The sequence below is a fragment of the Pseudoalteromonas sp. 1_2015MBL_MicDiv genome, assembly GCF_002407505.1.
GTDB lineage: Bacteria > Pseudomonadota > Gammaproteobacteria > Enterobacterales > Alteromonadaceae > Pseudoalteromonas > Pseudoalteromonas fuliginea.
Map to the genome: position 1 here is coordinate 3,391,283 of NZ_CP012737.1, position 22,600 is coordinate 3,413,882.

The window sequence follows — 22,600 nt, forward strand, 5'->3', positions numbered from 1 at the left end:
TAGATAAAAACACAGCGAATAACAAATTAATTATGATTCGAAAAAGTTCACCGTGTGAGGTTTTATTTTTATTATAACCTGCTCATTTTTTTCAAATGATTGGTCATATTGTGCAGCAACTTCAACTTCTTGCTCAGCAATAACGACTGTGTAAACATACGCTGAACCAATAAAGCGACTACTTAATATTGTAGCTCGTTCACAGTGTCTGTCACATAGATAATCACTTACCAATTCAATCTGGTGAGGACGAACATATATTTTCCCTACACTCGCTCTATGCTCATGTCCAATATATGATTTAACTAAGCCAAACGGTGTATTATATTCAGTTGTCGTTAATACTTCTGCCTCTAAGTATATGCCTTGACCCAGAAACTCTGCAACCTCCTTTGAGCTTGGAGCTGCAAAAAGCTGTTCTGGCGTGCCTTGTTGCGCAATTTTACCGCGATGCATAATGGCAAGTGTATCGGAAAAGGCAAATGCCTCTTCTTTTGAGTGCGTAACAAATACAGCAGAGACTTGTGTTGCCTTAATAATTCGACGTATATCGGCGATTAGTTCAAAGCGTACTTGTGTATCAATGTTTGAAAAAGGCTCATCAAGCAATAACAAACTAGGTTTATAAGCTAATGCGCGAGCAATCGCTACGCGTTGCTGCTGACCACCCGATAACTGATGAGGAAATCTATCGGCACAGCCAATTAAATGAACAAGCTTAAGCATCTCATCAACGCGTTGCTGCTTTTGGGCTTTACTCATTTTACTAAGCCCAAATGCGATATTATTTGCCACCGTTAAATGCGGAAACAATGCATAGTCTTGAAACATCATGCCGATGTTACGATGCTCAGGTGAGACAAATGATTGCTCATTACGCACTAATTTACCGTCTATAAAAATAGACCCTTGCTTGGCTTCAATTAAACCTGCAATGGCTTTTAATGTGGTTGTTTTACCGCAACCACTTGCACCGAGCAGACAAACAATTTCATCTTTGCCCACTGTTAAATCTAAATCGTGAATAACCTTTGTGCCGTTATAGTGATAGCTCACGCCTTGTAAAATTAAACTACTCATTTAACTACGTTGCTCCATAGAACGATTAATAAGATACAAAGGAATAAACCCGACAATAACAATAAATAATGCCGAAATTGAAGCAAGCTCTAACTGCTCGTCACTCACATACTGAAATACATGAGTTGCTAAGCTTTCAAAATTAAACGGTCTGAGCAATAACGCCGCAGGTAGCTCTTTCATGCACTCAATAAACACCAGTAATGCCGCCGTAAGTAGTCCACGGCGTAATAAAGGTAGATGTATTAAACGCAATGTTTGCCCTTGGCTTTTACCCATTGATTGACTTGCCATATCGAGTGATGGGCTAATGCGTAAAAAACTCGATTCTATCGCTCCGTGTGCGATGGCATAAAACCTAACAATGTAAGCAATAATAATAGTAAGAATACTGCCTGTAAGCAGTAAACCTATATCTAAATTATATGGTTCGAGCGCTTCATTGATGGTGTTTTCTAATAATGTAAGTGGTAATAAAACAGCAATAGCGAGCACTGTACCAGGCAATGCATAGCCCGTACTGGCTAAACGCCCAGGAATAAGCGGATACGTTTGCTTTGCAACACGCTGATAAAAAACCACAAAAATACTCAACGTAATGGTTATTACACTCACTATCCCTGCTACTTTTAAACTTTGCCAAGCATAGCTAAAAAACTCAATGTTCCACGCTTTATCAAAGTAGGTAATTGCGTAGTTTACGAGTACTGCAATGGGAATTAAAAAAGCGATAAGTAAAATAAAGCCACAAAATGCAGTTGCTAGCCAAGCCGACTTTCCTTTTAATACATAGAGAGATTCGCTATTTACACTTGATTGGCGCTCAAATACCGCTTGGTTACGGCGGCTAAAGCGTTCTGCCATTAATGCCAAAAATAAAAGTAAGAGCATTACACCCGATATTTTAGCGGCCGCTGTAAGCGAATAATAACCAAACCATGTATCGTATACGGCGGTCGTTAATGTGCTCACGGCAAAATAGCTGACGGTTGCAAAGTCAGCCATAGTTTCCATACTAATGAGTGCAAGAGCCGCAACAATTGCGCCGCGAGAGAGCACCAAACTTACTTTAAAAAAACTTTGTTTAGGAGATAGCCCCATTAATTGACTAGCTTGTACTAATTTGAATGACTGTTCGCGAAGGGCTGTTTTAAAAATTAAAAATAAATACGGGTAAAGTACCAAGGCAATCATAACGATAGCGCCAGGTAGTGTACGTATATCAAAAAACCAATAGTCACTAGGTGATTGCCAGCCAAACCATTTTCTAAGTGCTATTTGCACAGGGCCCGCATAGTCTAATAAATCAGTGTATACATAGGCAATAATATAGGTAGGCATAGCAAGGGGCAACATAAGTGCCCATTCAAACTGCTTTTTACCAGGAAAACTACAGTAAGCAGTAAGCCAACCGAGTGGCAGCGCAATAGCACAGCTAAGCACACAAACGCCTAAAACCAGCAACACAGTATTAGTAATGTAATCCCAAAGCACTGTATCCCAAAGATGAGAAAACACCTCAGAGTTACCTTGCAGAGATTCAAAAAGAAGAAAAAACAACGGGGCCGACAGAATCAAACCCGTCGACCACGCAAAGAGCTGCCATTTAGACAGCTTAAATTTATAAGTCATTAAAGATCGAACTTCACCTCATCAATCAGCTTAAGCGCTAACGGACGATATTTACTGATCTCATCGAGTGGCAAGCTGTCTTCCTTAAAGCTCCCCCAAGACGCAACCAAACTGGATAATTGCACACCTGGCTTAACTGGATACTCCATATTTAGTGAGGCATACATGTTTTGTGCTTTATTGTCGGTCATATACTCTATGAGTTTCAAGGCATTTTCAGGATTTTTAGCGAACTTAGTAATAACCGCACCCGATACATTTATGTGCGAGCCACGATTAATTTGGTTCGGGAAATTAATATTTACCGCTTCCGCCCAACCTTTTTGTTCTTTATCTTGCAACATTTTTCCAAGGTAATAACTATTACCTAACGCTAAATTGCACAAACCTTCTTTAACAGCTTTAACTTGAGCACGGTCGTTACCTTGGGGTTTGCGCGCTAAATTAGCTTTGACGCCTTCAAGCCATGTTTTAGTATCAGCCTTACCATGGTGAGCTATCATTGATGCAACAAGCCCCAAATTATAAGGATGCTTACCCGAACGAGTGCAAATTTGCCCTTTATATTTAGGATCAGCCAACTCTTCATAAGTTAGGTTTGGTAACGCACCTACTCGCTCTTTTGATGAATAAACATTACGTACACGCTTTGTTAGCGCAACCCACTGGCCTTCGCCATCACGAAATGCTGCAGGCACATTATCATTTACGCTGTCACTTTTAATAGTTTGCGTTAACTTTAAATCTTCTAATTGAATAAGTGCACTAAAGTTAGAAGTTAGTACTAAGTCGGCTTTGCTATGTTTTCCCTCGCGCTTAACACGTTCAATTAATCCTTTTTTAGCAAAAACAACATTCGTTTGGATGCCGGTTTGTTTTGTAAAATCATCCAAAATTGGCTGTATTAAAAACGGTTGGCGAAAAGAGTAAATATTAACGACGTCGTTTGCAAAGGCTGGCGCCGATACTATTAATCCTAAAGTGATAGCGAGTGTCTTCATTATTCCACCTAAATAATAATTATTATCAAATAATTCTACCGTGAACAGTTAAAAAGTGCACACCTTAAATAGCTGTAAGTAGGTAAAAGGTGTCTAAAACAGAAATGTCATGTAAGACATCTCTCACGGATGTGACAGCTAATGAGTAAAAAGCAACATATAAAACAAGCATTAGTTAAATAACTAATTGAAAATAAAGCATTAATAAACTTTAGCTATTGCATAAATACTAATTAAATATGGTTTCAGCCCTATTTAAGTTGCTCCATTCACCTATAATTTACCCATCAACCAAGCAGTGATGCTTATCGATTAAATACAAGCAAATTATTTATTCGACCAACCAATGATTAGGTTACCAAGGAAATACGGATTTTAGGACAGGCTCAGGATGAGTAACACAATGGAATGTTGTAAAAATGGATAGCATCAGGAAGGTGCGAAAGGGATAACAACAAGGGTTTAAGTTGTTTGACAGGATGTTTAAGGAATAGATGGACAGGCCTTTTAGGCAACACAATGGATTGATTAATACACGGATGCACTAGGAAGTGCAATGGAAGGATTTGGTAATAGTATTTACCTTACAGGATGTTCAGGAATTAAAGGAGACAGGCCCGGATAGCCTAGATTACATAGAACTAAAAAGTAATATTGTAATAACATGGATTAGTAAAAATTGGAGTTGATTAAGTTCAATTGCAGGATGCAGAAAATTAGAAGATTCCGCAAGCGCGCCTAGAGATAGAGCGCGCTTTTATTTGCATAGGTAATTAAGTCAAACATATTAATAATAGAGGAAATAGCAATCTCATCAGCTTCAGAGCACAATTTATATGAAGGAACATAAATAGTTTATGGATATAAATTTTAAATCGAGTAAAAACGTCTCCACACTTAATAGCCCAGTAAATAGCACAGCAGAGTATATTTGTATTTTTACGGCTCCTACCCCAAAAGAAAATCCTTATTCTGCTTTGTTTAATCCAGAAGGATACGATTTTTCTAACATGTCTATGAGTGAGTTTAAAACGATACTCAACGTTATTATTCAATTAGAAAGTGATATCAGAACAACCCAAAGAGGTGAAACCGCCCGTGATGACGAATTTAGTTATCAATTAAATAAGCTAGCAAATGCAATAGGCCGCACAAATTTTAATGGTAAAGTTAATATTAATAAGTATTTTTTAAAAAGAGTAGAAGAAGCAAAAAAAATGGAAAGCAGTGACTTCCATTCATTTAGCCAAGTGCATACAAGTATGAATCAACTATATGAAACAGTTGTAAAGTTAACATCTGAAGAAAGTTTTACAGCACTTCAAAATAAAGCGATAACTTACTTAGAATACACGAGCAAACAATCGGCTTAAGTTAGCTCTGATCAGACTCAGGCCTGCCTTTATTACGTTTACCTAATAAATACGCATCGCGAAACTTTATAAAATGTTGCTCAAGCTTTGTTGATGCATCCATTTCGCCCGCAAGGGCTAACACCATAATAGCCACTTCAGCAGTGCCTAGTTGATGCGCATGAGGGGCTACACGTAATCGGTAATCAGATAGTTTATCAGCAGTAACAGAAAGCACTGGCAGGTTATCTAAATAGGGACTTTTACGAATCATTTTCTTTGCTTCTCGCCACGTACCATCTAAAAATATAAATAGCGGCTTTTTACCTAATTCAATACTCACTTCGGTAATAGCTCTGCCCTCTTCTACATCTTCAGCAGGAAACACGACCATTGGCTGATACTGCGAATCATTTATTAAAGCTAAAAGCGCTGGGTTAGGATCTGTTCTGTCCCATCTAAAAGCGTGATTATCAGGCACTATTTCAGCAATTAAACGTCCGGTATTTGAAGGTTTAAAGCTTTCATTATGGTACATCAATAAACAGACTGCAGCCGTACAATCAGCCTGTTCAACACCTTTACAAATACAGTAGTGCTTAGCTATTAAGCATTGCTCACAGCGATCTAATTTACCGCCTCGAGCATTAAACTCTCGACGGGATTCACTTATTTGTTGAGCGCGTAATGCTAAAACTGAGTTTTTCACTGTATTTACCTTCAATTAATTAAGCGCGCATTGTAACGACTTCTTGTTATTTAATCTTATATTTATAGTCATTGAATTAATTCAACATCTATCAAATTAAAAATCAGACATAAAAAAACCCAACCTAAGTTGGGTTTTTCAAACAAATGCTAAAGAGTTAAATTACTTCTTTTTAACTGCTTTTTTGTTTGGTAGGTCAGTGATCGAACCTTCAAAAATTTCAGCTGCAAGGCCGATTGATTCGTTCAATGTTGGGTGAGCATGAATTGTAAGCGCTAAGTCTTCACCATCTGCACCCATTTCAATACCTAAACCGATTTCGCCAAGCATTTCGCCCGCGTTAATACCGATCATAGCACCACCGATTATACGGCCACTTTCTTTATCAAAGATAAGTTTTGTAGAACCTTCAGTACGAGCAGATGCGATAGCACGGCCAGATGCTGCCCACGGGAATACCGCAGTTTCAATTTTTAAGCCTTGCTCTTTTGCTTCTTTCTCAGTAACACCTACCCAAGCGATTTCAGGGTCAGTGTACGCTATTGAAGGAATACATTTAGGGTCGAAGAAATGCTTCTGACCAGAAATAACTTCTGCAGCAACATGACCTTCATGAACCGCTTTATGCGCAAGCATTGGCTGGCCAACTAAGTCGCCGATTGCAAAAATATGGCTTACATTAGTACGTAATTGCTTATCAACATTAATAAAGCCACGCTCATCAACGTTTACGCCCGCTTTTTCAGCATCAAGTAAGTTACCGTTTGGAGTACGGCCAACTGCAACAAGTACTTTGTCGTAACGTACTGGTTCTGCTGGTGCGTTTTTACCTTCAAACGTTACGTATAAGCCATCTTCTTTAGCTTCAACACCAACAACTTTAGTCGAAAGCATTACGTTGAATTTTTTGCTTACGTATTTTTGGTAAATTTTGATAATGTCTTTATCAGCTGCTGGTACTAATTGATCAGCAAATTCTACAACATCAATTGCAGAACCTAGCGCACGGTATACCGTACCCATTTCAAGACCGATAATACCACCACCAAGTACAAGTAGTTTTTCTGGTACGTCTTTAAGTTCTAATGCACCAGTTGAATCAATTACACGGTCATCTTGTGGGATGAAAGGTAAGTTAACTGGTTTAGAACCTGCTGCAATAATCGCGTTATCAAACGTGATAGTTGTAGCGCCGTCTGCGCCTTCAACTACTAAAGTATTGCTGCCAGTGAATTTGCCGTATCCAGATACAACTTTCACTTTACGCATTTTGGCCATGCCCTCTAGTCCACCAGTTAACTGGCCAACTACAGAATCTTTCCAAGTACGAACTTGGTCAAGATCGATTTTTGGTGCGCCAAAAGTAACACCGTGAGATGACATTTCAGCTGCGTCATCAATCACTTTAGCTACGTGTAAAAGTGCTTTAGAAGGAATACAACCAACATTAAGACATACGCCACCTAATGTTTCGCGAGATTCTACTAATGTAACTTCTAAGCCCAAGTCAGCAGCACGGAAAGCCGCAGAATAACCACCAGGACCACCGCCTAGTACAACAACTTGAGTTTTTAATTCGTTGCTCATGCTTTTACCTTAATTGTTTGAACGGGACACTGCCCTAAAATTTAACTGCCATGTTTCTGCAAGGCAGAAAGAGTGAGCAGCGCACAAAGTGATGCAATTCGTACAAAGATTGTATCATTGCAAATGGTAAAAATCCCAGCTAAAAACAACTGGCTGGGATTTGATTCTATTTATTTTATTGCGTATACCAATTTTTCTAAACTGGTTACATCACCAACTGGCGAATATCGCTCATGTAACTTGCAAGGGTCACAGTAAAGCGTGCAGCTAATGCTCCGTCAATAACCCTATGGTCGTATGACATAGAAAGTGGAACCATTAGTTTAGGTTCAAACTCTTTACCATTCCATTTAGGTTTCATTTCAGATTTAGATACACCTAAAATAGCAACTTCTGGCGCATTAACAATCGGCGTAAATGCCGTACCGCCAATACCGCCAAGGCTAGAGATAGTAAAACAACCACCTTGCATATCAGACGATGTAAGCTTACCGTCACGGGCTTTAACAGATACTTCCATTAGTTCTCGTGATAATTCAACAATGCCTTTTTTATCAACATCTTTAAACACTGGCACTACTAAACCATTTGGCGTATCAACAGCAACACCAATGTTAATGTACTTCTTAAGAATTAAACTTTCGCCATCGTTAGACAGTGAAGAGTTAAATGTTGGGAAGTCTGCAAGTGCTTTAGCCGCTGCTTTCATCACAAACACAAGTGGTGTGATTTTAACACCCAGCTTTTTCTTCTCGCTAAGTGCATTTTGCTCTTTACGAAATACTTCAAGACTGGTGATATCAGCTTCGTCAAACTGTGTAACGTGTGGAATTTGTACCCAGTTACGGTGTAAGTTTTTGCCTGATAGCTTTTGAATGCGAGATAGTTTTTTCTCTTCAATTTCACCAAACTTAGCAAAATCTACTTTAGGCCATGGAATTAGACCAAGCTCACTGCCACCAGCATTACTACCTGCTGATAATTGACCAGATTCAACTTGCTTAACCAGTGTTTTAACATAGTTTTGCACGTCTTCTTTAACCACACGGTTTTTACGACCAGTGCCTTTAACGTTAGCTAGGTTAATACCAAACTCACGCGCTAAACGGCGAACAACAGGTGATGCATGAGCATACGCGCTGTTTTCTGTGAAGCTTTCATTACTTGCTTTTGCAGGTGCTGCTTGAGCGGGAGCCGACTCAGTTTTAGCCGCTGCTGCAGGTGCTGATTTTTCAACTGGTGCAGATGCTGCTACTGGCGCGCTGCCTGCAACTTCAAATACAAAAATTAATGAGCCAGTCGATACTTTATCGCCAGCGGCTACTTTAATTTCTTTAACTGTACCTGCAAATGGAGCTGGTACTTCCATTGCCGCTTTGTCGCCTTCAACGTTTAAGATTGATTGATCTTCTTCAACCGTATCGCCAACCGCAACCATAATTTCAGTTACTTCAACTTCATCTCCACCAATATCAGGCACATTAACTTCTTTAGTGCTTGGTGCTGAACTTGCTGTTGAACTCTCAGCTGGCGCTTCTACAGGAGCCGACTCTTTAACCGGTGCTGCAGATTCGCTTCCTGCTACTTCAAAAACAAACACTAATGAGCCAGTTTTAACTGTATCGCCAGCGGCTACTTTAATTTCTTTAACTGTACCGGCAAATGGTGCTGGCACTTCCATTGCTGCCTTGTCGCCTTCAACGTTTAAGATAGATTGCTCTTCTTCAACGGTGTCGCCAACAGCAACCATGATTTCAGTTACTTCAACTTCGTCATCGCCAATATCTGGTACTGTTACTTCTTTAGTCGAAGAACCTGTAGAAGCAGCAGGTGCTGCCTCTTCAGATTTAGCTGGAGCAGCGGCTGATGCATTAGTCGAGCCAGTGCCTTCACTCTCGCCTTCAAACAAAAATACTAAAGAGCCAGTTGTAACGGTGTCGCCAACGTTTACTTTAATCTCTTTCACTGTACCCGCTTGCGAAGCAGGTATTTCCATTGATGCTTTGTCGCCTTCAACATTTAATAGTGATTGGTCAACATCTACTTTGTCGCCAACGCTTACTAATATTTCGGTTACTTCTACTTCGTCGTCACCAATATCAGGTACTTTAATTTCAATACTCATTGCAAACCTCTTATGCGTACAGTGGGTTAAGTTTGTTAGTGTCGATGTTGAACTTTTTAAGTGCTTCAACAACTACTGACTTCTCAACTTCACCGCGTTTAGCAAGTTCAGATAACGTAGCAACAACAACGTAGCCCGCGTTAACTTCAAAGTGACGACGTAGGTTTTCACGGCTATCAGAACGACCGTAACCATCTGTACCTAGCACTTTGTAGTTGCTGCTTGGAATAAATGAACGCGCTTGTTCCGCGTAGTTTTTCATGTAATCTGTTGCTGCAACAGTCACAGAGTCGTTTAATACGCTTGTGATATATGCTGTTTTTTGCTCGCTTTCAGGGTTAAGCATATTGAAACGTTCAACATCTTGACCTTCACGCGTTAATTCGTTGAAAGACGTTACTGAGAACACGTCAGACGCAATGCCATACTCTTCGCTTAGAATCGTAGCGGCTTTACGTACTTCAGTCATAATAGTACCTGAGCTTAATAGCTGTACGTTGGCTTTTTTACCTGCGTAACTTTCAAGCTTATAAATACCTTTACGAATACCTTCTTCAGCGCCTTCTGGCATAGCTGGCTGATGGTAGTTTTCGTTCATAAGCGTTAGGTAGTAGTAAATATTTTCTTGGTCATCACCGTACATACGACGAATACCGTCTTGTACAATAACAGCAACTTCAAACGCGTAAGTTGGGTCATAAGAAATACAGTTAGGAACCGTATTAGCAAGAATATGACTGTGACCATCTTCGTGTTGCAAGCCTTCACCATTTAGCGTTGTACGCCCCGCCGTAGCACCTAATAAGAAACCACGTGCTTGTTGATCGCCCGCCATCCATGCCATGTCGCCAACACGTTGGAAACCAAACATAGAGTAGTAAATGTAGAATGGGATCATTGGTAAATCGTTAGTGCTGTATGAAGTTGCGGCAGCAACCCATGACGACATAGCACCTAACTCATTAATGCCTTCTTGCAGTACTTGACCAGAAGTCGCTTCTTTATAGTAAGAAACAATATCGCGATCCTGCGGCGTATAGTTTTGGCCATGCGGATTGTAAATACCGATTTGACGGAATAAACCTTCCATACCAAATGTACGCGCTTCATCGGCAATAATTGGTACGATGTTTTTACCAATGCCCTTATCTTTTAATAAGATATTAAGTGCACGAACAAAGCCCATAGTGGTAGAGATATCACGTTTTTGCTCTTCAAGTAGCGGCTTGAATGCGTCTACTTCTGGCAATGCTAGTTTTTCACTAAAACGTGGAATACGTTTAGGTGTATAACCTTTAAGTGCATCACGACGAGCATGTAGGTACTTGTACTCAGGTGAACCTTCTTCAAGCTCTAGGTATGGTAATTCTTTTAATTGATCTTCAGATACTAAGTCATCAAGGCCAAGGCGTGAACGTAAATGTGCAACATGCGACATGTCCATTTTTTTCACTTGGTGCGCAATGTTTTTACCTTCAGCTGCTTCACCCATGCCGTAACCTTTTACAGTTTTAGCAAGAATTACAGTTGGACGACCTTTTGTTTCTTCTGCTTTTTTAAATGCAGCAAATAGTTTTGACGATTCATGACCACCACGCTTAAGCGCGAAAATTTCGTCATCTGTCATGTCCGCAACAAGTGCAGCTGTTTCAGGGTAGCGACCAAAGAAGTTTTCACGTACGTACGCGCCATCTTTCGCTTTATATGTTTGGTAATCACCATCCACAGTCTCGTTCATTAACTGTAGTAATTTACCCGTTGTGTCTTTAGCTAGAAGAATATCCCAACCGCTGCCCCACACTAGTTTAATTACGTTCCAGCCAGCGCCTTTAAACAAGCCTTCTAGCTCTTGAATAATTTTACCGTTACCCATAACTGGGCCGTCTAAGCGCTGTAAGTTACAGTTAACTAAATAACAAAGGTTATCTAGCTTTTCACGTGCAGCAAAAGAAATAGCACCGCGTGACTCTGGCTCATCCATTTCACCGTCACCTAAAAACGCGTATACACGTTGGTTTTTAGTGTCTTTTAAGCCACGACCATCTAAGTACTTTAAGAAGCGTGCTTGGTAAATTGATGAAATAGGACCTAAGCCCATTGATACCGTAGGGAACTGCCAAAACTCAGGCATTAACTTAGGGTGAGGGTACGATGGTAAGCCTTCGCCATCAACTTCTTGACGGAAGTTATCTAGTTGCGCAGCCGATAAACGACCTTCAACAAATGCACGTGCGTAAATACCCGGAGAAATATGACCTTGGTAATAAACTAAGTCACCACCGTCTACATCATTTGGTGCTTTAAAGAAGTGGTTAAAACACACTTCATAAAATGCAGCAGATGATTGGTAAGACGCCATATGGCCGCCTAAGTCGAGATCTTTTTTAGATGCACGTAGAACGATCATAATCGCGTTCCAACGTATAATTGAACGAATACGACGCTCAAGATTTACATCACCCGGGTAAGCAGGTTCTTGATCTACAGGAATAGTATTAACGTAGTTCGTGGTAATACCCGTTGGCATATCAACGCCGTCTAAACGGGCTTGCTCTAATACTTGCTCAAGTAAAAACTGAGCTCGTTCAACACCTTCTTCGCGCACAACTGATTCAAGAGCTTGTAACCACTCTTGTGTTTCTAGCGCGTCTACGTCAATTTTATTGACTTCAGACATATGGAGGTTTCCTTATGTTTAAAATACGAATATTGTTAATTTAATATCACAGCTACTTAATGTGTGTTCAAAGTAATTATGTACTAACTTAATTTTGTTTAGTGCGTCTTAAACTACGTTCAATTCGCGAATGTTCTTTGCCTGCTTCAAGCAATGCTTCTTCTATAAATGCTAAGTGCGCATTACTTGCTAAACGGGCTTGTTCTGGATTACCGTCAATTACGGCATCCATTAATAAACGCCTGTGTTGGGCTAATTGACTGCTAATATCTGACTTTTTTAATAGAACAGTTAAATTTTGCAGTACATTTTGCTCAAGCAGCGCTTTCATACCTCTAACTAAATGCAATAACACGACATTATGCGAAGCTTCAGCCACACTAAAGTGAAATGCATTAATTGCTTTTGCTTTTTGCTGTAAATCATCATTAACTAAGGCAATTTCATCAAAGCTTTGTTTTACTTTGCTAAAATCGTTGCTGGTCCCGCGCAGTGCTGCGTAATAAGCAGCAATCCCTTCTAATGCATGACGAAATTCAAGTAAATCAAACTGCGACTCAGGGTGTTTACTAATCAAATCAAAAAGTGGATCAGTAAGCCCTTCTTCGAGCTGATTTTTTACAAACGTGCCGCCACCTTGACGACGCGTAACTAAACCTTTCGCTTCTAACTTTTGAATTGCCTCTCGCAGTGACGGGCGAGACACTTCAAATTGCTTTGCTAGTTCACGCTCTGGTGGCAACTTTTCACCTGGTGCTAACGAGCCTTCAAGAATCATGTTCTCAAGTTGCTGTAAAATAACATCAGATAATTTTGCTGCTTTAATCTTTAAAGACATGAATCAACGTCCGCGTTGTATAAATACCAAGAGCCCACAAAACGGGGCTTTAAGTCGTATGATTTACCCAAAAGGTAAATTGGTCATACCAAAAATTTTCAATACGGTATCAAAAAGCCTAATAGCTGTCAATTCACAGTGTATTTATACGTTGGCAGTAGCGTAACGCATTTTGAACGAAGATTAAACAATGCGCAATTTACAAAAATTGTTATAACGTTAATAGGATGAAAACAATTGGTCTGACCAGATGGATTTAGAGTTTTAACTCTACTTTAATTGAGGGTTTGCTAACGAAAAAGCGATATCAAAAAATAAGTACGGAGGGTGGGGGCTGCACTTTATATAAATGCCCCACCACTCATTTTATTAAACGATTTTATAGAAGAGAACTCAGCGTTACTAAGACAGTCCGCCAAACAAGGTTAATAGCGCGATTAACACTAAATAAAATAATACATTACGTTTTACTAGTTTAATCATGCAGGTGGCTTCGTAAGTGCAACCATAATAACGTTTTTCTACTTGTTCAGCAGCTAATGCGGTATACGTCACAACTTTACGGTTAGGACTTGAAAAATCAAGCGCATAACGTAACCAGCAACTTGTGCCTTTATTAAAGTTACCTATTACTAAATAACCAAAGCTAGTAATACGCGCAGGTAACCAATCAAGCCAAAATAGTAGTTTATGTATAAGCTTAAAGCGCTTAGCAAAGATTACTTTATGATCTTCTCGTACTAAATCAGCTAAGGTACGCACTAATGCATATAAAACAGCGCCTGGCGCGCCTAAAACAACAAACCAAAAAATAACAGCGCAGTAAAATCTAAAATTTACCCACGCCAAAGTTTGTCCAAAAGTTTCACCGTTTTCTTGCGCTTCAGTACGTTTTTGCCCTATTTGTAGTGCATATAAAGATGCAGCAGTACCGTCATCTCGCGTTAACGCATTTAAGTACGACTTATACAAAGCACGCTGCTTAGCACAACCAAAGCAAACCAAAAGCACCGCAATATTAATACCCAACTGCCACAATACAAAATCTGACAAACAATAAACTAGCGCTATAGCTATAACAGGGAGTGCAAGCCAAACTAAAAATCCCAGTGTTGAGCTAAATAAGCCCTTATAACCAAGTAATTTATTAGAGCGATTTAAATAACCATTTGCGTAATAACTTATTTGCCAATAATTAGACCGAGCACCTAGACGCTCAAGTATTAGTGCAATTATTATAGAAACCAAAATCATTGTAGTTACTCTCTTAGCTTGATTGCTCAAGCATATTTAAAAACAATTGCCAATTAAAGCTACTACCTGGGTCGGTTTTTCGCCCTGGAGCAATATCGCAGTGCCCCACAATACGTGAAGGCGTTATTTTTGGATAGCGCTGCATTATTGATTTGCTCAAAACAGCTAACGCATTATATTGCATTAAAGTATAAGGAGTGGTGTCAGTTCCTTCAAGCTCAATACCAATGCTAAAATTGTTACACGCCGCATGCCCTTCAAATTCAGATAAGCCGGCGTGCCATGCGCGCTTATTAAATGGCACGTATTGTAAAATATTCCCGGTGCGCTTAATAAAGCAATGGGCAGATACACGTAAATTCTTTAAGTCACTAAAACTCGGATGAGCATTACAGTTAATGCTACCCATAAATAACTCATCAACGAAAGGTGTACCAAACTGCCCTGCTGGCAATGATATATTGTGAATCACCAATAAGGAAATATCAGCCTCATCAGGGCGCTCATCAAAATGCGAACAAGGCCGCTGCACTACCGTACTTAAAACACCACTTAAATCTATTTTCATGATACGTTTGCTATATAAATATCAAGATATACATATCGCTGATGCTAAAGGATTTATTAAAACAATGATAGTAACAAGCGAGGTATAAAACCTTACCTACAACATACACCAAACCGTAGGTGCGAATTTACGCCCGCTTATTTAACGTAGCTTGGGTGTTTAAAAAGCGAGGTGTAAAACCTCACCTACAACATACGACAAACCGTAGGTACGAATTTACGTCCGCTCATGTAACGTGGCTTTGGTATTTAAAAAGCGAGGTGTAAAACCTCACCTACAACATACACCAAACCGTAGGTGCGAATTTACGTCCGCTCATTTAACGTAGCTTGGGTGTTTAAAAAGCGAGGTGTAAAACCTCACCTACAACATACACCAAACCGTAGGTGCGAATTTACGTCCGCTCATGTAACGTAGCTTGGTTTTTTAAAAAGCGAGGTGTAAAACCTCACCTACAAATAATTTAAACCCACACGTAGGTGCGAATTTACGTCCGCTCATGTAACTTGGCTTGGGTGTTTAAAAAGCGAGGTGTGAAACCTCACCTACAAATAATTTAAACCCACACGTAGGTGCGAATTTATTTCGCGCTCATGTAACGTAACTTTTTAAATTAAAAGCGAGGTGTAAAACCTCACCTACAACATACACCAAACCGTAGGTGTAAATTTACTTTGCGCGCTTATCTTTATATCGGAACAAAGCCAATCGCTTCTCTTTCATCTACAAACATAGTAAAATTTCCTTAATTTATTAACGCTTATGAGCTTTGCTATGTCTATTTCGCACACCTTAATTAGTCAACTTGTTACTCTTGCACTCGACGAAGATTTAAATTACCAAACCGCGCAAGATGGCGATATTACCGCACAACTGATCCCACTAAACGAGCAAACAAATGCCAAAGTAATAACGCGCGAAGACTGCGTTTTTTGCGGAAAAGACATCATCCTTGAAGTATTTAAACAAGTAGACCCGACTGTAAAAGTAGCCGTACTCGTAAATGATGGCGACGTAATTAAAGCAAACAGCACATTATTTACAGCCTCTGGTTCAGCACGTTCAATATTAACTGCCGAGCGTACTGCACTTAACTTTGTGCAAACCTTATCAGGAACAGCGACTACTACAGCGCATTATGTAAAAGAGTTAAGCGGTACCACTACACAACTACTCGACACTCGAAAAACCATACCAGGGCTTCGCGCATTACAAAAATACGCAGTAAAATGTGGCGGTGGTGCAAATCATCGTATTGGCTTATTTGATGCGTTCTTAATTAAAGAAAACCATATAGCAGCCTGTGGCACGATTGATAAAGCAGTAGCTCAAGCAAAACTGAACCATCCTAATAAATCAGTTGAAGTCGAAGTTGAATCACTTCATGAGCTAAATCAAGCTATTCACGCTGGCGCTGATATTATAATGCTTGATAACTTTAGCATTGAGCAAATTAAGCAGGCAGTTACATTAACGCATAAACGCGCCAAACTTGAAGTTTCAGGCAATATGACTCTACAAACACTCAAAACCTACTCACAAGCGGGTGTTGACTTTATATCAAGTGGTGCGCTTACAAAAAATTTACAATCAATCGATTTATCAATGCGCTTTGAATAAAAAACACGCTAAAAAAGGTTTAAGCATAGCTAATTCATTGACATTTTAAATAATTGAGCATTTAATAGTAAAAAAGAACTACTCTTTAATATTTTGTTAAATAAAGTACCTTTAACATTGAATACGTATGCTAAATAACAATAAACAGTGCTAGACTCGCACTGTTGTATCAACTTATTTTATAAGTTCAGCCAAAATAGTTACTTAGCAATTTAGTTTAAAAACTAAATACACTAAATTATTTTATCAAGTGTCTAGTATTCATTGCTAACGTATAATTTGATTGATACAACGTAGTAGCACACAATGAATTTATAGCTTTTGTGGTCAACACTCAAAAGTTAACGTGAAATAAAGTTTTTTTAAGTAAAACTGTAAACTAAATCAGCTAAATTAAGTTAGGCAATTTTGCTGCTTATATGATTTAACCTACAAAAATCTATCCTTTAGGAGAGGAAACATGAAAACAATGACTCAAAAACAACAGGGTTTCACCCTAATTGAATTAATGATCGTAGTAGCAATCATCGGTATTCTTGCTGCAATTGCATTGCCTCAATATCAAGATTATACCCAAAGAACTAAAGTTAGCTCGGCGCTAGCTGGAGTAGCTTCATTTAAAACTGCAGTAGCTCTTTGTAGCCAGATGAATGGCAGCTTAAGTGACTGTGATGGTGGTTCTGAAGACATCCCAGCAAACATTGCAGCTGACGATGGTGCAACAATCAACTTTGTTGATGCAGTTACTACTACTGATGGTGTTATTTTATTAACCACTACAGCTACAAATAGTGCCGGTGCAAATATGGTACTAACAATTACACCTACAGTTGGTAATGGTAGTCTAAAATGGGTTATGACGGGAACTGGTTGCTCTGCAACAACTCCTGGTCGTGGTATAAACTGTGATGTAAACTAACTTAAGCAAAATGGGTAGCTGTATATACTGCTACCCCTTAAGTGACTGAAGGCCTGAAAAGTGTCTAAAAAAAATAAAAACGATGATTTAAATACTTTCCAATGGATAGGAGTTAGTACTAGAGGAAAGCGCTTAGAAGGTGAAATCGCTGGTATCAGTATTGCCTTAGTAAAAGCTCAACTTCGTAAGCAAGGTATTACTCCCTCAAAAGTAAAACGTAAACCAAAACCTTTATTTGGCGTACACACTCAAAAAATAACACCTAAAGATATCGCCTTGGTTACTCGCCAAATTGCCACTATGTTAATGGCTGGCGTACCCTTAATTCAATCTATTGAAATGATAGCTTCTGGCTCAACAAATAAAAGCGTTACCAAGCTTATCTCAGCTGTAGGCGATGATGTAAAAGCTGGTCAGCCTTTGTCTTTATCACTTAGAAAATATCCACGTTATTTTGATGACTTATATTGTGATTTAGTTGAATCTGGCGAGCAGTCAGGAGCACTTGATAAAATATTTGATCGCATAGCTATTTATAAAGAAAAATCAGAAGCGCTTAAATCAAAAATTAAAAAAGCAATGTTTTACCCTATTGCTGTCTTAGTCATTGCCCTTATAGTGACCTCAATTTTGCTTATTTTCGTAGTGCCACAATTTCAGGACATTTTTGCAGGGTTTGGGGCTGAACTCCCTGCATTTACGTTATTTGTAATTGGTATTTCAGATTTTATGCAAGAATCTTGGTGGATGGCTCTGATTGCGATAGTGGTTTTTGGCTGGACTTTTAAAGAGGCTAAATTAAGAAGCCTAAAGCTCAGGGATGCAACCGACAGAGCCATACTTAAGCTCCCTGTTATTGGCATGATTTTAAACAAAGCGGCTGTGGCACGTTACGCGCGAACACTTTCGACCACATTTGCTGCCGGTGTTCCATTAGTTGATGCACTTGATTCAGCAGCAGGTGCTTCGGGCAATGCAGTGTACCGTTATGCTATTTTAGATATTAAAGCAGAGGTTAGCTCAGGTAACCAAATGAACTGGGCAATGAGAAACTCAAAAATCTTCCCTGACATGGTAATCCAAATGGTTGCTATCGGTGAAGAATCTGGCTCGCTCGATGGTATGTTAGCTAAGGTCGCGACTATTTATGAGCAAGAAGTAGACGATGCTGTAGATGGCTTATCGAGCTTACTAGAGCCATTAATTATGGCTGTATTAGGTGTACTTGTTGGTGGTTTAATTGTTGCTATGTACCTCCCTATTTTCCAACTCGGTTCTGTTATTTAATTATTTGGTTTTTATATGCAAAGTATTGTAGAAGTAATGCAAAATGAGCTGTGGTTTTATCTAACCACCGTTGGCTTGGTTAGTTTATGTGTGGGCAGTTTTTTAAATGTAGTGATTTATCGCCTACCACTTATGATGCAAAAAGAATGGCAAAGTGAGTGTAGAATACTGTTAGCAGACGAACTTAAAAATAGTAAAGCAATAAATAATGAGCAATTTAATTTAGTAAAGCCGAACTCAACCTGCCCAAAGTGCAAAACAGCTATTAAACCTTGGCAAAATATTCCTGTTATTAGCTGGTTATTTTTAAAAGGAAAATGTGCAAGTTGTAATAACCCTATATCAATACGCTATCCTGTAGTCGAAGCCATTACAGCAATATTGAGCTTATTTATTGCTTTTACTATGGGCGCAAATGAACAAGCTTTACTGTATATATTGATTACTTGGGCATTAGTTGCACTAACCTTTATTGATATAGACCATATGCTATTACCCGATCAACTTACATTACCACTAGTATGGCTTGCTTTAATAGCGTCAATAATGGGCTATACCGTAGCGCCGAGCGATGCAATTATGGGTGCGGTTTTTGGTTATTTAAGCCTATGGAGTGTATTTTGGCTATTTAAGTTACTAACGGGCAAAGAAGGCATGGGCTATGGCGACTTTAAATTACTCGCTGTATTTGGTGCATTACTTGGTTGGCAATCACTACTTAGCATTATATTACTTTCAAGTATTGTTGGCGCTGTTATTGGCATTGTATTACTCAGTATTCAAGGAAAAGACAAAGCAACCCCGATTCCATTTGGTCCTTACCTTGCCATTGCAGGCTGGATCACTATGCTATGGGGCACTGAATTACAAAACATTTATTTTAATTTAATTGGTTATTAAAATGAGTGAGCAAACAATTAAACTCTCTAGCAATAAAAAAAACAATTGGGTTTTGGGTTTGACAGGTGGTATTGGCTGCGGAAAAACAGCAGTTAGTGACATGTTTGAGGAACTTGATATAACCATTGTTGATGCGGATATTATTGCTCGCCAAGTAGTTGAGCCCAAGAGCTGTGGTTTAAATGCAATAATAACGCACTTTGGCAATACGTTATTACTTAGCGATGGCACGCTAAACAGAAGTGCCTTACGAGAGCGCATTTTTACTAACGATGCTGATAAACAGTGGCTAAATAACTTGCTGCATCCTCTTATTCGCAAAAAAATAGTCGCTGATTTAAATGCCGCTAATAGTGCTTACGTGGTTTTAGTTGCCCCGTTATTATTTGAAAATGGTCTCGATAAGTACTGTAACCGAACCCTACTCATTGACGTACCTAAAAATGTCCAAGTCGAGCGCACACTTAAGCGTGATAATGTGAGCCTTGAACAAGTAAATAGTATTATTGCAACACAAATGTCTCGCGAAAATAAACATAAAAAAGCAGATGATATTTTAAATAATGATAGGGATTTAGCGTTAGTCAAATTATCTCTTCGGTCTCTACATACTCGTTATATGCAATTAGCATTAAAAAATGCGAGTTAGATAACCCGAACTCTGGATAATAAATCTATCTTAAGCTGTTACTTTCAGCGCTAACTGCGTTGAAATATCTAGCTAGAGAAAACTAAATTTAAATATTATTATGGTTCAATATGTTAATAAATCCCTTAATCAGAGTTCAGGTTAAGTAATTTAAAACAATAATATAATTTATAAAACAATATTTAGTTAGCAAAACTAGTCCATCTGATGAAGAGTAATATAATCTCCTTGTTTTTTCTGATAAATTGCTAATCATTAACGAATTAAGCAGGTGCGCAATGAATATTAACTCACCGTTACTAAGAAAATTTATTACCCTTGGCCGTATTGATGCAGATACCGTTAAAGTAAAACAACGAGATTTTGCCTCAACCGCCGAGCTTATTGCCAAATGTGGAAACATCGATAGCAAAGATTTAGCTGAGCAATGTATTGATTTATTTCGCGTACCTTATTTCGATTTAAAAGACTTTGAACCTGCAAGGATCCCTGCCGAACTTGTAAAAGAAAAGCTGATCCGTAAACACCATATTTTACCCTTGGTGCAAAAAGGTAGAAAAGTATACATAGCCGCGTCTGATCCGACCGATTATGGTGCGTTTGAAAACTATGAATTTAGTACCGGCTTATCCTGTGAAATAGTAGTAGTTGACTACATTGAACTTGATAAAAAAATTGACCAATTGCTTGATGCAACTGGTAGCTTAAATTTAAGCGATGACGAATTTAAAGAATTTGCTGACTTAGATAGTGAAAACACTAAAGAAGCCACCCCACAAGATGATGAAAAAGATGATGCACCTATCATTGTTTACATCAATAAAATCCTAATGGATGCCATTAAAAAAGGCGCCTCTGATTTACACTTTGAACCTTATGAGCATAAGTACCGCATCCGTTTTCGTATTGATGGTATTTTACATGAGGTAGCCAGCCCACCTAATACCTTAGCAACAAAACTTTCTGCACGAATAAAAGTAATGTCACGCCTAGATATTGCCGAAAAACGTAAACCACAAGATGGTCGTATAAAGCTAAAAATTACTGAACGCAAAAGTATCGATTTTCGTGTAAGTACAATGCCGACCCTGTGGGGGGAAAAAATAGTAATGCGTATTCTTGATTCATCAAGCGCAATGCTAGGTATTGATGTATTAGGCTACGAGCCGGAACAGAAAAAACTCTATATGGATGCGCTTGCTCAGCCTCAAGGGATGATTTTAGTTACAGGACCAACGGGCTCGGGTAAAACAGTATCACTTTACACTGGTTTAAATATACTTAATCAACCAGAGCGTAATATTAGTACCGCAGAAGATCCTGTTGAAATTAATCTCGAAGGTATAAACCAAGTGCAAATTAATATTAAAGCCGATATGACCTTTGCAAATGCATTACGTGCATTTTTACGCCAAGATCCTGATGTCGTCATGGTAGGTGAAATACGTGACCTCGAAACAGCTGAAATATCAATAAAAGCGGCGCAAACAGGTCACTTAGTACTATCAACTCTGCATACTAATTCAGCACCTGAAACGATAACTCGGTTATTAAATATGGGAGTACCAGCTTATAACGTAGCAAGTTCAATTAGTTTGATTATAGCCCAGCGCTTGGCTCGACGTTTATGCCCTAAATGTAAAACACCGGAAATATTACCAAACGAAGAACTTACCCGCCAAGGTTTTAGCGAGCAACAAATTAGTGAAATGACCCTCTATGCACCTAAAGGATGTGATAATTGCACTGATGGTTATAAGGGTCGTGTCGGTATTTATGAAGTAATGCAAATAACACCAGAGATAGCACAAATTATAATGCGTGGCGGTAATTCATTAGAAATAGCAGAAGTATCACTTAAAGCAGGATTTAATAACTTGCGATTATCAGGTATTCGCAAAGCGGCTGATGGAATGACTTCGCTTGCTGAAATTAATCGAGTAACAAGTTTTTAAAGATCCATAGTTAAAAGCGACAAGGTTCTGAACACTAAATTCAGAGCCTTACTTATACCTAGAGACTCATATCTAAGTAATGTAAAATGCAAAAAAAAGATTGTAGAGAGTAAATTATGCCTACTATTGTAAACTGCCCAACCTGTAAAGCTAAAGTTGAGTGGTCAGAACAGAGCCCACATCGGCCTTTTTGTTCTAAACGCTGCCAACTAATTGATCTTGGTGAGTGGTCGTTTGAAAATAATAAAATTTCAGCGCCAATTACATCAGCACAAGAGTTTAGCCAAGATATGATTGAAGATATTGAAGCTATGATGGCCAAAAATGAAGATGACTTTTTTAAATAATTTATCTCCATAATGCCCTAATACCAATCCGCAATAATACTTAATCAATTTGAGGGGTTAAATCAGACGTTAACTACGTTAAAAATTTCTGATATACGAC

The 22,600-nt window shown here is 38.8% G+C and carries 18 protein-coding genes; 8 read left to right on the forward strand and 10 right to left on the reverse strand.

Translation table 11 applies throughout. The annotated features are described in order from the left end of the window. Positions 1 to 30: 30 nt before the first annotated feature. The 3 genes from AOR04_RS15255 to AOR04_RS15265 are packed head-to-tail and all read right to left on the reverse strand — an operon-like array spanning position 31 to position 3,716. Positions 31 to 1,080, reverse strand: coding sequence for an ABC transporter ATP-binding protein (locus AOR04_RS15255; protein ID WP_096793809.1), 1,050 nt, complete (start codon positions 1,078 to 1,080; stop codon positions 31 to 33). Then, positions 1,081 to 2,712 carry an ABC transporter permease gene (locus AOR04_RS15260; protein WP_096793810.1) on the reverse strand — a complete coding sequence of 544 codons (1,632 nt, stop codon included), beginning with the start codon at positions 2,710 to 2,712 and terminating at the stop codon, positions 1,081 to 1,083. It abuts the gene before it with no gap. Further along, entirely contained in the window at positions 2,712 to 3,716 is a 1,005-nt protein-coding gene (locus AOR04_RS15265; protein ID WP_096793811.1) for an extracellular solute-binding protein, read from the reverse strand. Before AOR04_RS15265 ends, AOR04_RS15260 begins: the two co-directional genes overlap by 1 nt. Before the next feature lie 854 nt (positions 3,717 to 4,570). On the opposite strand from AOR04_RS15265, the gene AOR04_RS15270 reads away from it, so the two are divergent. Beyond that, complete coding sequence (locus AOR04_RS15270; RefSeq protein ID WP_096793812.1) at positions 4,571 to 5,086, forward strand: hypothetical protein; 516 nt, start codon at positions 4,571 to 4,573, stop codon at positions 5,084 to 5,086. A gap of 1 nt (position 5,087) precedes the next feature. Here AOR04_RS15270 and AOR04_RS15275 read toward each other — a convergent pair whose 3' ends face one another. The 7 genes from AOR04_RS15275 to ampD all read right to left on the reverse strand — a co-directional run bounded on the left by AOR04_RS15275 (position 5,088) and on the right by ampD (position 14,823). Next, positions 5,088 to 5,774, reverse strand: coding sequence for a tRNA-uridine aminocarboxypropyltransferase (locus AOR04_RS15275; protein ID WP_007378727.1), 687 nt, complete (start codon positions 5,772 to 5,774; stop codon positions 5,088 to 5,090). A gap of 162 nt (positions 5,775 to 5,936) precedes the next feature. Then, complete coding sequence (gene lpdA, locus AOR04_RS15280; protein WP_096793813.1) at positions 5,937 to 7,361, reverse strand: dihydrolipoyl dehydrogenase; 1,425 nt, start codon at positions 7,359 to 7,361, stop codon at positions 5,937 to 5,939. 205 nt (positions 7,362 to 7,566) lie between these two features. Continuing rightward, positions 7,567 to 9,486 carry a pyruvate dehydrogenase complex dihydrolipoyllysine-residue acetyltransferase gene (gene aceF / locus AOR04_RS15285; RefSeq protein ID WP_096793814.1) on the reverse strand — a complete coding sequence of 640 codons (1,920 nt, stop codon included), beginning with the start codon at positions 9,484 to 9,486 and terminating at the stop codon, positions 7,567 to 7,569. 10 nt (positions 9,487 to 9,496) lie between these two features. Next, positions 9,497 to 12,163: a pyruvate dehydrogenase (acetyl-transferring), homodimeric type gene (aceE, locus tag AOR04_RS15290; RefSeq protein ID WP_096793815.1), complete on the reverse strand. Its 2,667-nt coding sequence runs from the start codon at positions 12,161 to 12,163 to the stop codon at positions 9,497 to 9,499. An 88-nt stretch (positions 12,164 to 12,251) separates the two neighbouring features. Continuing rightward, complete coding sequence (gene pdhR, locus AOR04_RS15295; RefSeq protein ID WP_002957764.1) at positions 12,252 to 13,001, reverse strand: pyruvate dehydrogenase complex transcriptional repressor PdhR; 750 nt, start codon at positions 12,999 to 13,001, stop codon at positions 12,252 to 12,254. 402 nt (positions 13,002 to 13,403) lie between these two features. Further along, positions 13,404 to 14,255, reverse strand: a complete 852-nt coding sequence (gene ampE, locus AOR04_RS15300; protein WP_096793816.1) for a beta-lactamase regulator AmpE — start codon at positions 14,253 to 14,255, stop codon at positions 13,404 to 13,406. A 13-nt stretch (positions 14,256 to 14,268) separates the two neighbouring features. Continuing rightward, entirely contained in the window at positions 14,269 to 14,823 is a 555-nt protein-coding gene (gene ampD, locus AOR04_RS15305; RefSeq protein ID WP_096793817.1) for a 1,6-anhydro-N-acetylmuramyl-L-alanine amidase AmpD, read from the reverse strand. A 774-nt stretch (positions 14,824 to 15,597) separates the two neighbouring features. On the opposite strand from ampD, the gene nadC reads away from it, so the two are divergent. From nadC to yacG, 7 genes are all read left to right on the forward strand, one after another. After that, entirely contained in the window at positions 15,598 to 16,443 is an 846-nt protein-coding gene (gene nadC / locus AOR04_RS15310; protein ID WP_096794146.1) for a carboxylating nicotinate-nucleotide diphosphorylase, read from the forward strand. Between the two features lie 460 nt (positions 16,444 to 16,903). Continuing rightward, positions 16,904 to 17,362, forward strand: coding sequence for a pilin (locus AOR04_RS21900; RefSeq protein WP_269467059.1), 459 nt, complete (start codon positions 16,904 to 16,906; stop codon positions 17,360 to 17,362). A gap of 60 nt (positions 17,363 to 17,422) precedes the next feature. After that, positions 17,423 to 18,649, forward strand: a complete 1,227-nt coding sequence (locus tag AOR04_RS15320; protein ID WP_096793818.1) for a type II secretion system F family protein — start codon at positions 17,423 to 17,425, stop codon at positions 18,647 to 18,649. A gap of 15 nt (positions 18,650 to 18,664) precedes the next feature. Further along, the gene (locus tag AOR04_RS15325) at positions 18,665 to 19,549 is read left to right on the forward strand and encodes a prepilin peptidase (RefSeq protein WP_096793819.1); all 885 of its coding nucleotides are present in this window, start codon (positions 18,665 to 18,667) and stop codon (positions 19,547 to 19,549) included. 1 nt (position 19,550) lies between these two features. Further along, positions 19,551 to 20,198, forward strand: coding sequence for a dephospho-CoA kinase (coaE, locus tag AOR04_RS15330; RefSeq protein ID WP_096793820.1), 648 nt, complete (start codon positions 19,551 to 19,553; stop codon positions 20,196 to 20,198). A gap of 278 nt (positions 20,199 to 20,476) precedes the next feature. Continuing rightward, positions 20,477 to 22,153 (forward strand): type IV-A pilus assembly ATPase PilB, encoded by a 1,677-nt coding sequence (pilB, locus tag AOR04_RS15335; protein ID WP_096793821.1) that lies wholly within the window; start codon positions 20,477 to 20,479, stop codon positions 22,151 to 22,153. 116 nt (positions 22,154 to 22,269) lie between these two features. After that, positions 22,270 to 22,500 (forward strand): DNA gyrase inhibitor YacG, encoded by a 231-nt coding sequence (gene yacG / locus AOR04_RS15340; RefSeq protein WP_007376049.1) that lies wholly within the window; start codon positions 22,270 to 22,272, stop codon positions 22,498 to 22,500. Positions 22,501 to 22,600: the final 100 nt, after the last annotated feature.

Coding starts and splice junctions, on each gene's coding strand:
- AOR04_RS15255 (WP_096793809.1), bottom strand. CDS start 1,080: ATGAGTAGTTTAATTTTACAAGGCGTGAGCTATCACTATAACGGCACA.
- nadC (WP_096794146.1), top strand. CDS start 15,598: ATGTCTATTTCGCACACCTTAATTAGTCAACTTGTTACTCTTGCACTC.
- ampE (WP_096793816.1), bottom strand. CDS start 14,255: ATGATTTTGGTTTCTATAATAATTGCACTAATACTTGAGCGTCTAGGT.
- coaE (WP_096793820.1), top strand. CDS start 19,551: ATGAGTGAGCAAACAATTAAACTCTCTAGCAATAAAAAAAACAATTGG.
- aceE (WP_096793815.1), bottom strand. CDS start 12,163: ATGTCTGAAGTCAATAAAATTGACGTAGACGCGCTAGAAACACAAGAG.
- aceF (WP_096793814.1), bottom strand. CDS start 9,486: ATGAGTATTGAAATTAAAGTACCTGATATTGGTGACGACGAAGTAGAA.
- AOR04_RS15260 (WP_096793810.1), bottom strand. CDS start 2,712: ATGACTTATAAATTTAAGCTGTCTAAATGGCAGCTCTTTGCGTGGTCG.
- lpdA (WP_096793813.1), bottom strand. CDS start 7,361: ATGAGCAACGAATTAAAAACTCAAGTTGTTGTACTAGGCGGTGGTCCT.
- pdhR (WP_002957764.1), bottom strand. CDS start 13,001: ATGTCTTTAAAGATTAAAGCAGCAAAATTATCTGATGTTATTTTACAG.
- AOR04_RS21900 (WP_269467059.1), top strand. CDS start 16,904: ATGAAAACAATGACTCAAAAACAACAGGGTTTCACCCTAATTGAATTA.
- yacG (WP_007376049.1), top strand. CDS start 22,270: ATGCCTACTATTGTAAACTGCCCAACCTGTAAAGCTAAAGTTGAGTGG.
- pilB (WP_096793821.1), top strand. CDS start 20,477: ATGAATATTAACTCACCGTTACTAAGAAAATTTATTACCCTTGGCCGT.
- AOR04_RS15325 (WP_096793819.1), top strand. CDS start 18,665: ATGCAAAGTATTGTAGAAGTAATGCAAAATGAGCTGTGGTTTTATCTA.
- AOR04_RS15270 (WP_096793812.1), top strand. CDS start 4,571: ATGGATATAAATTTTAAATCGAGTAAAAACGTCTCCACACTTAATAGC.
- ampD (WP_096793817.1), bottom strand. CDS start 14,823: ATGAAAATAGATTTAAGTGGTGTTTTAAGTACGGTAGTGCAGCGGCCT.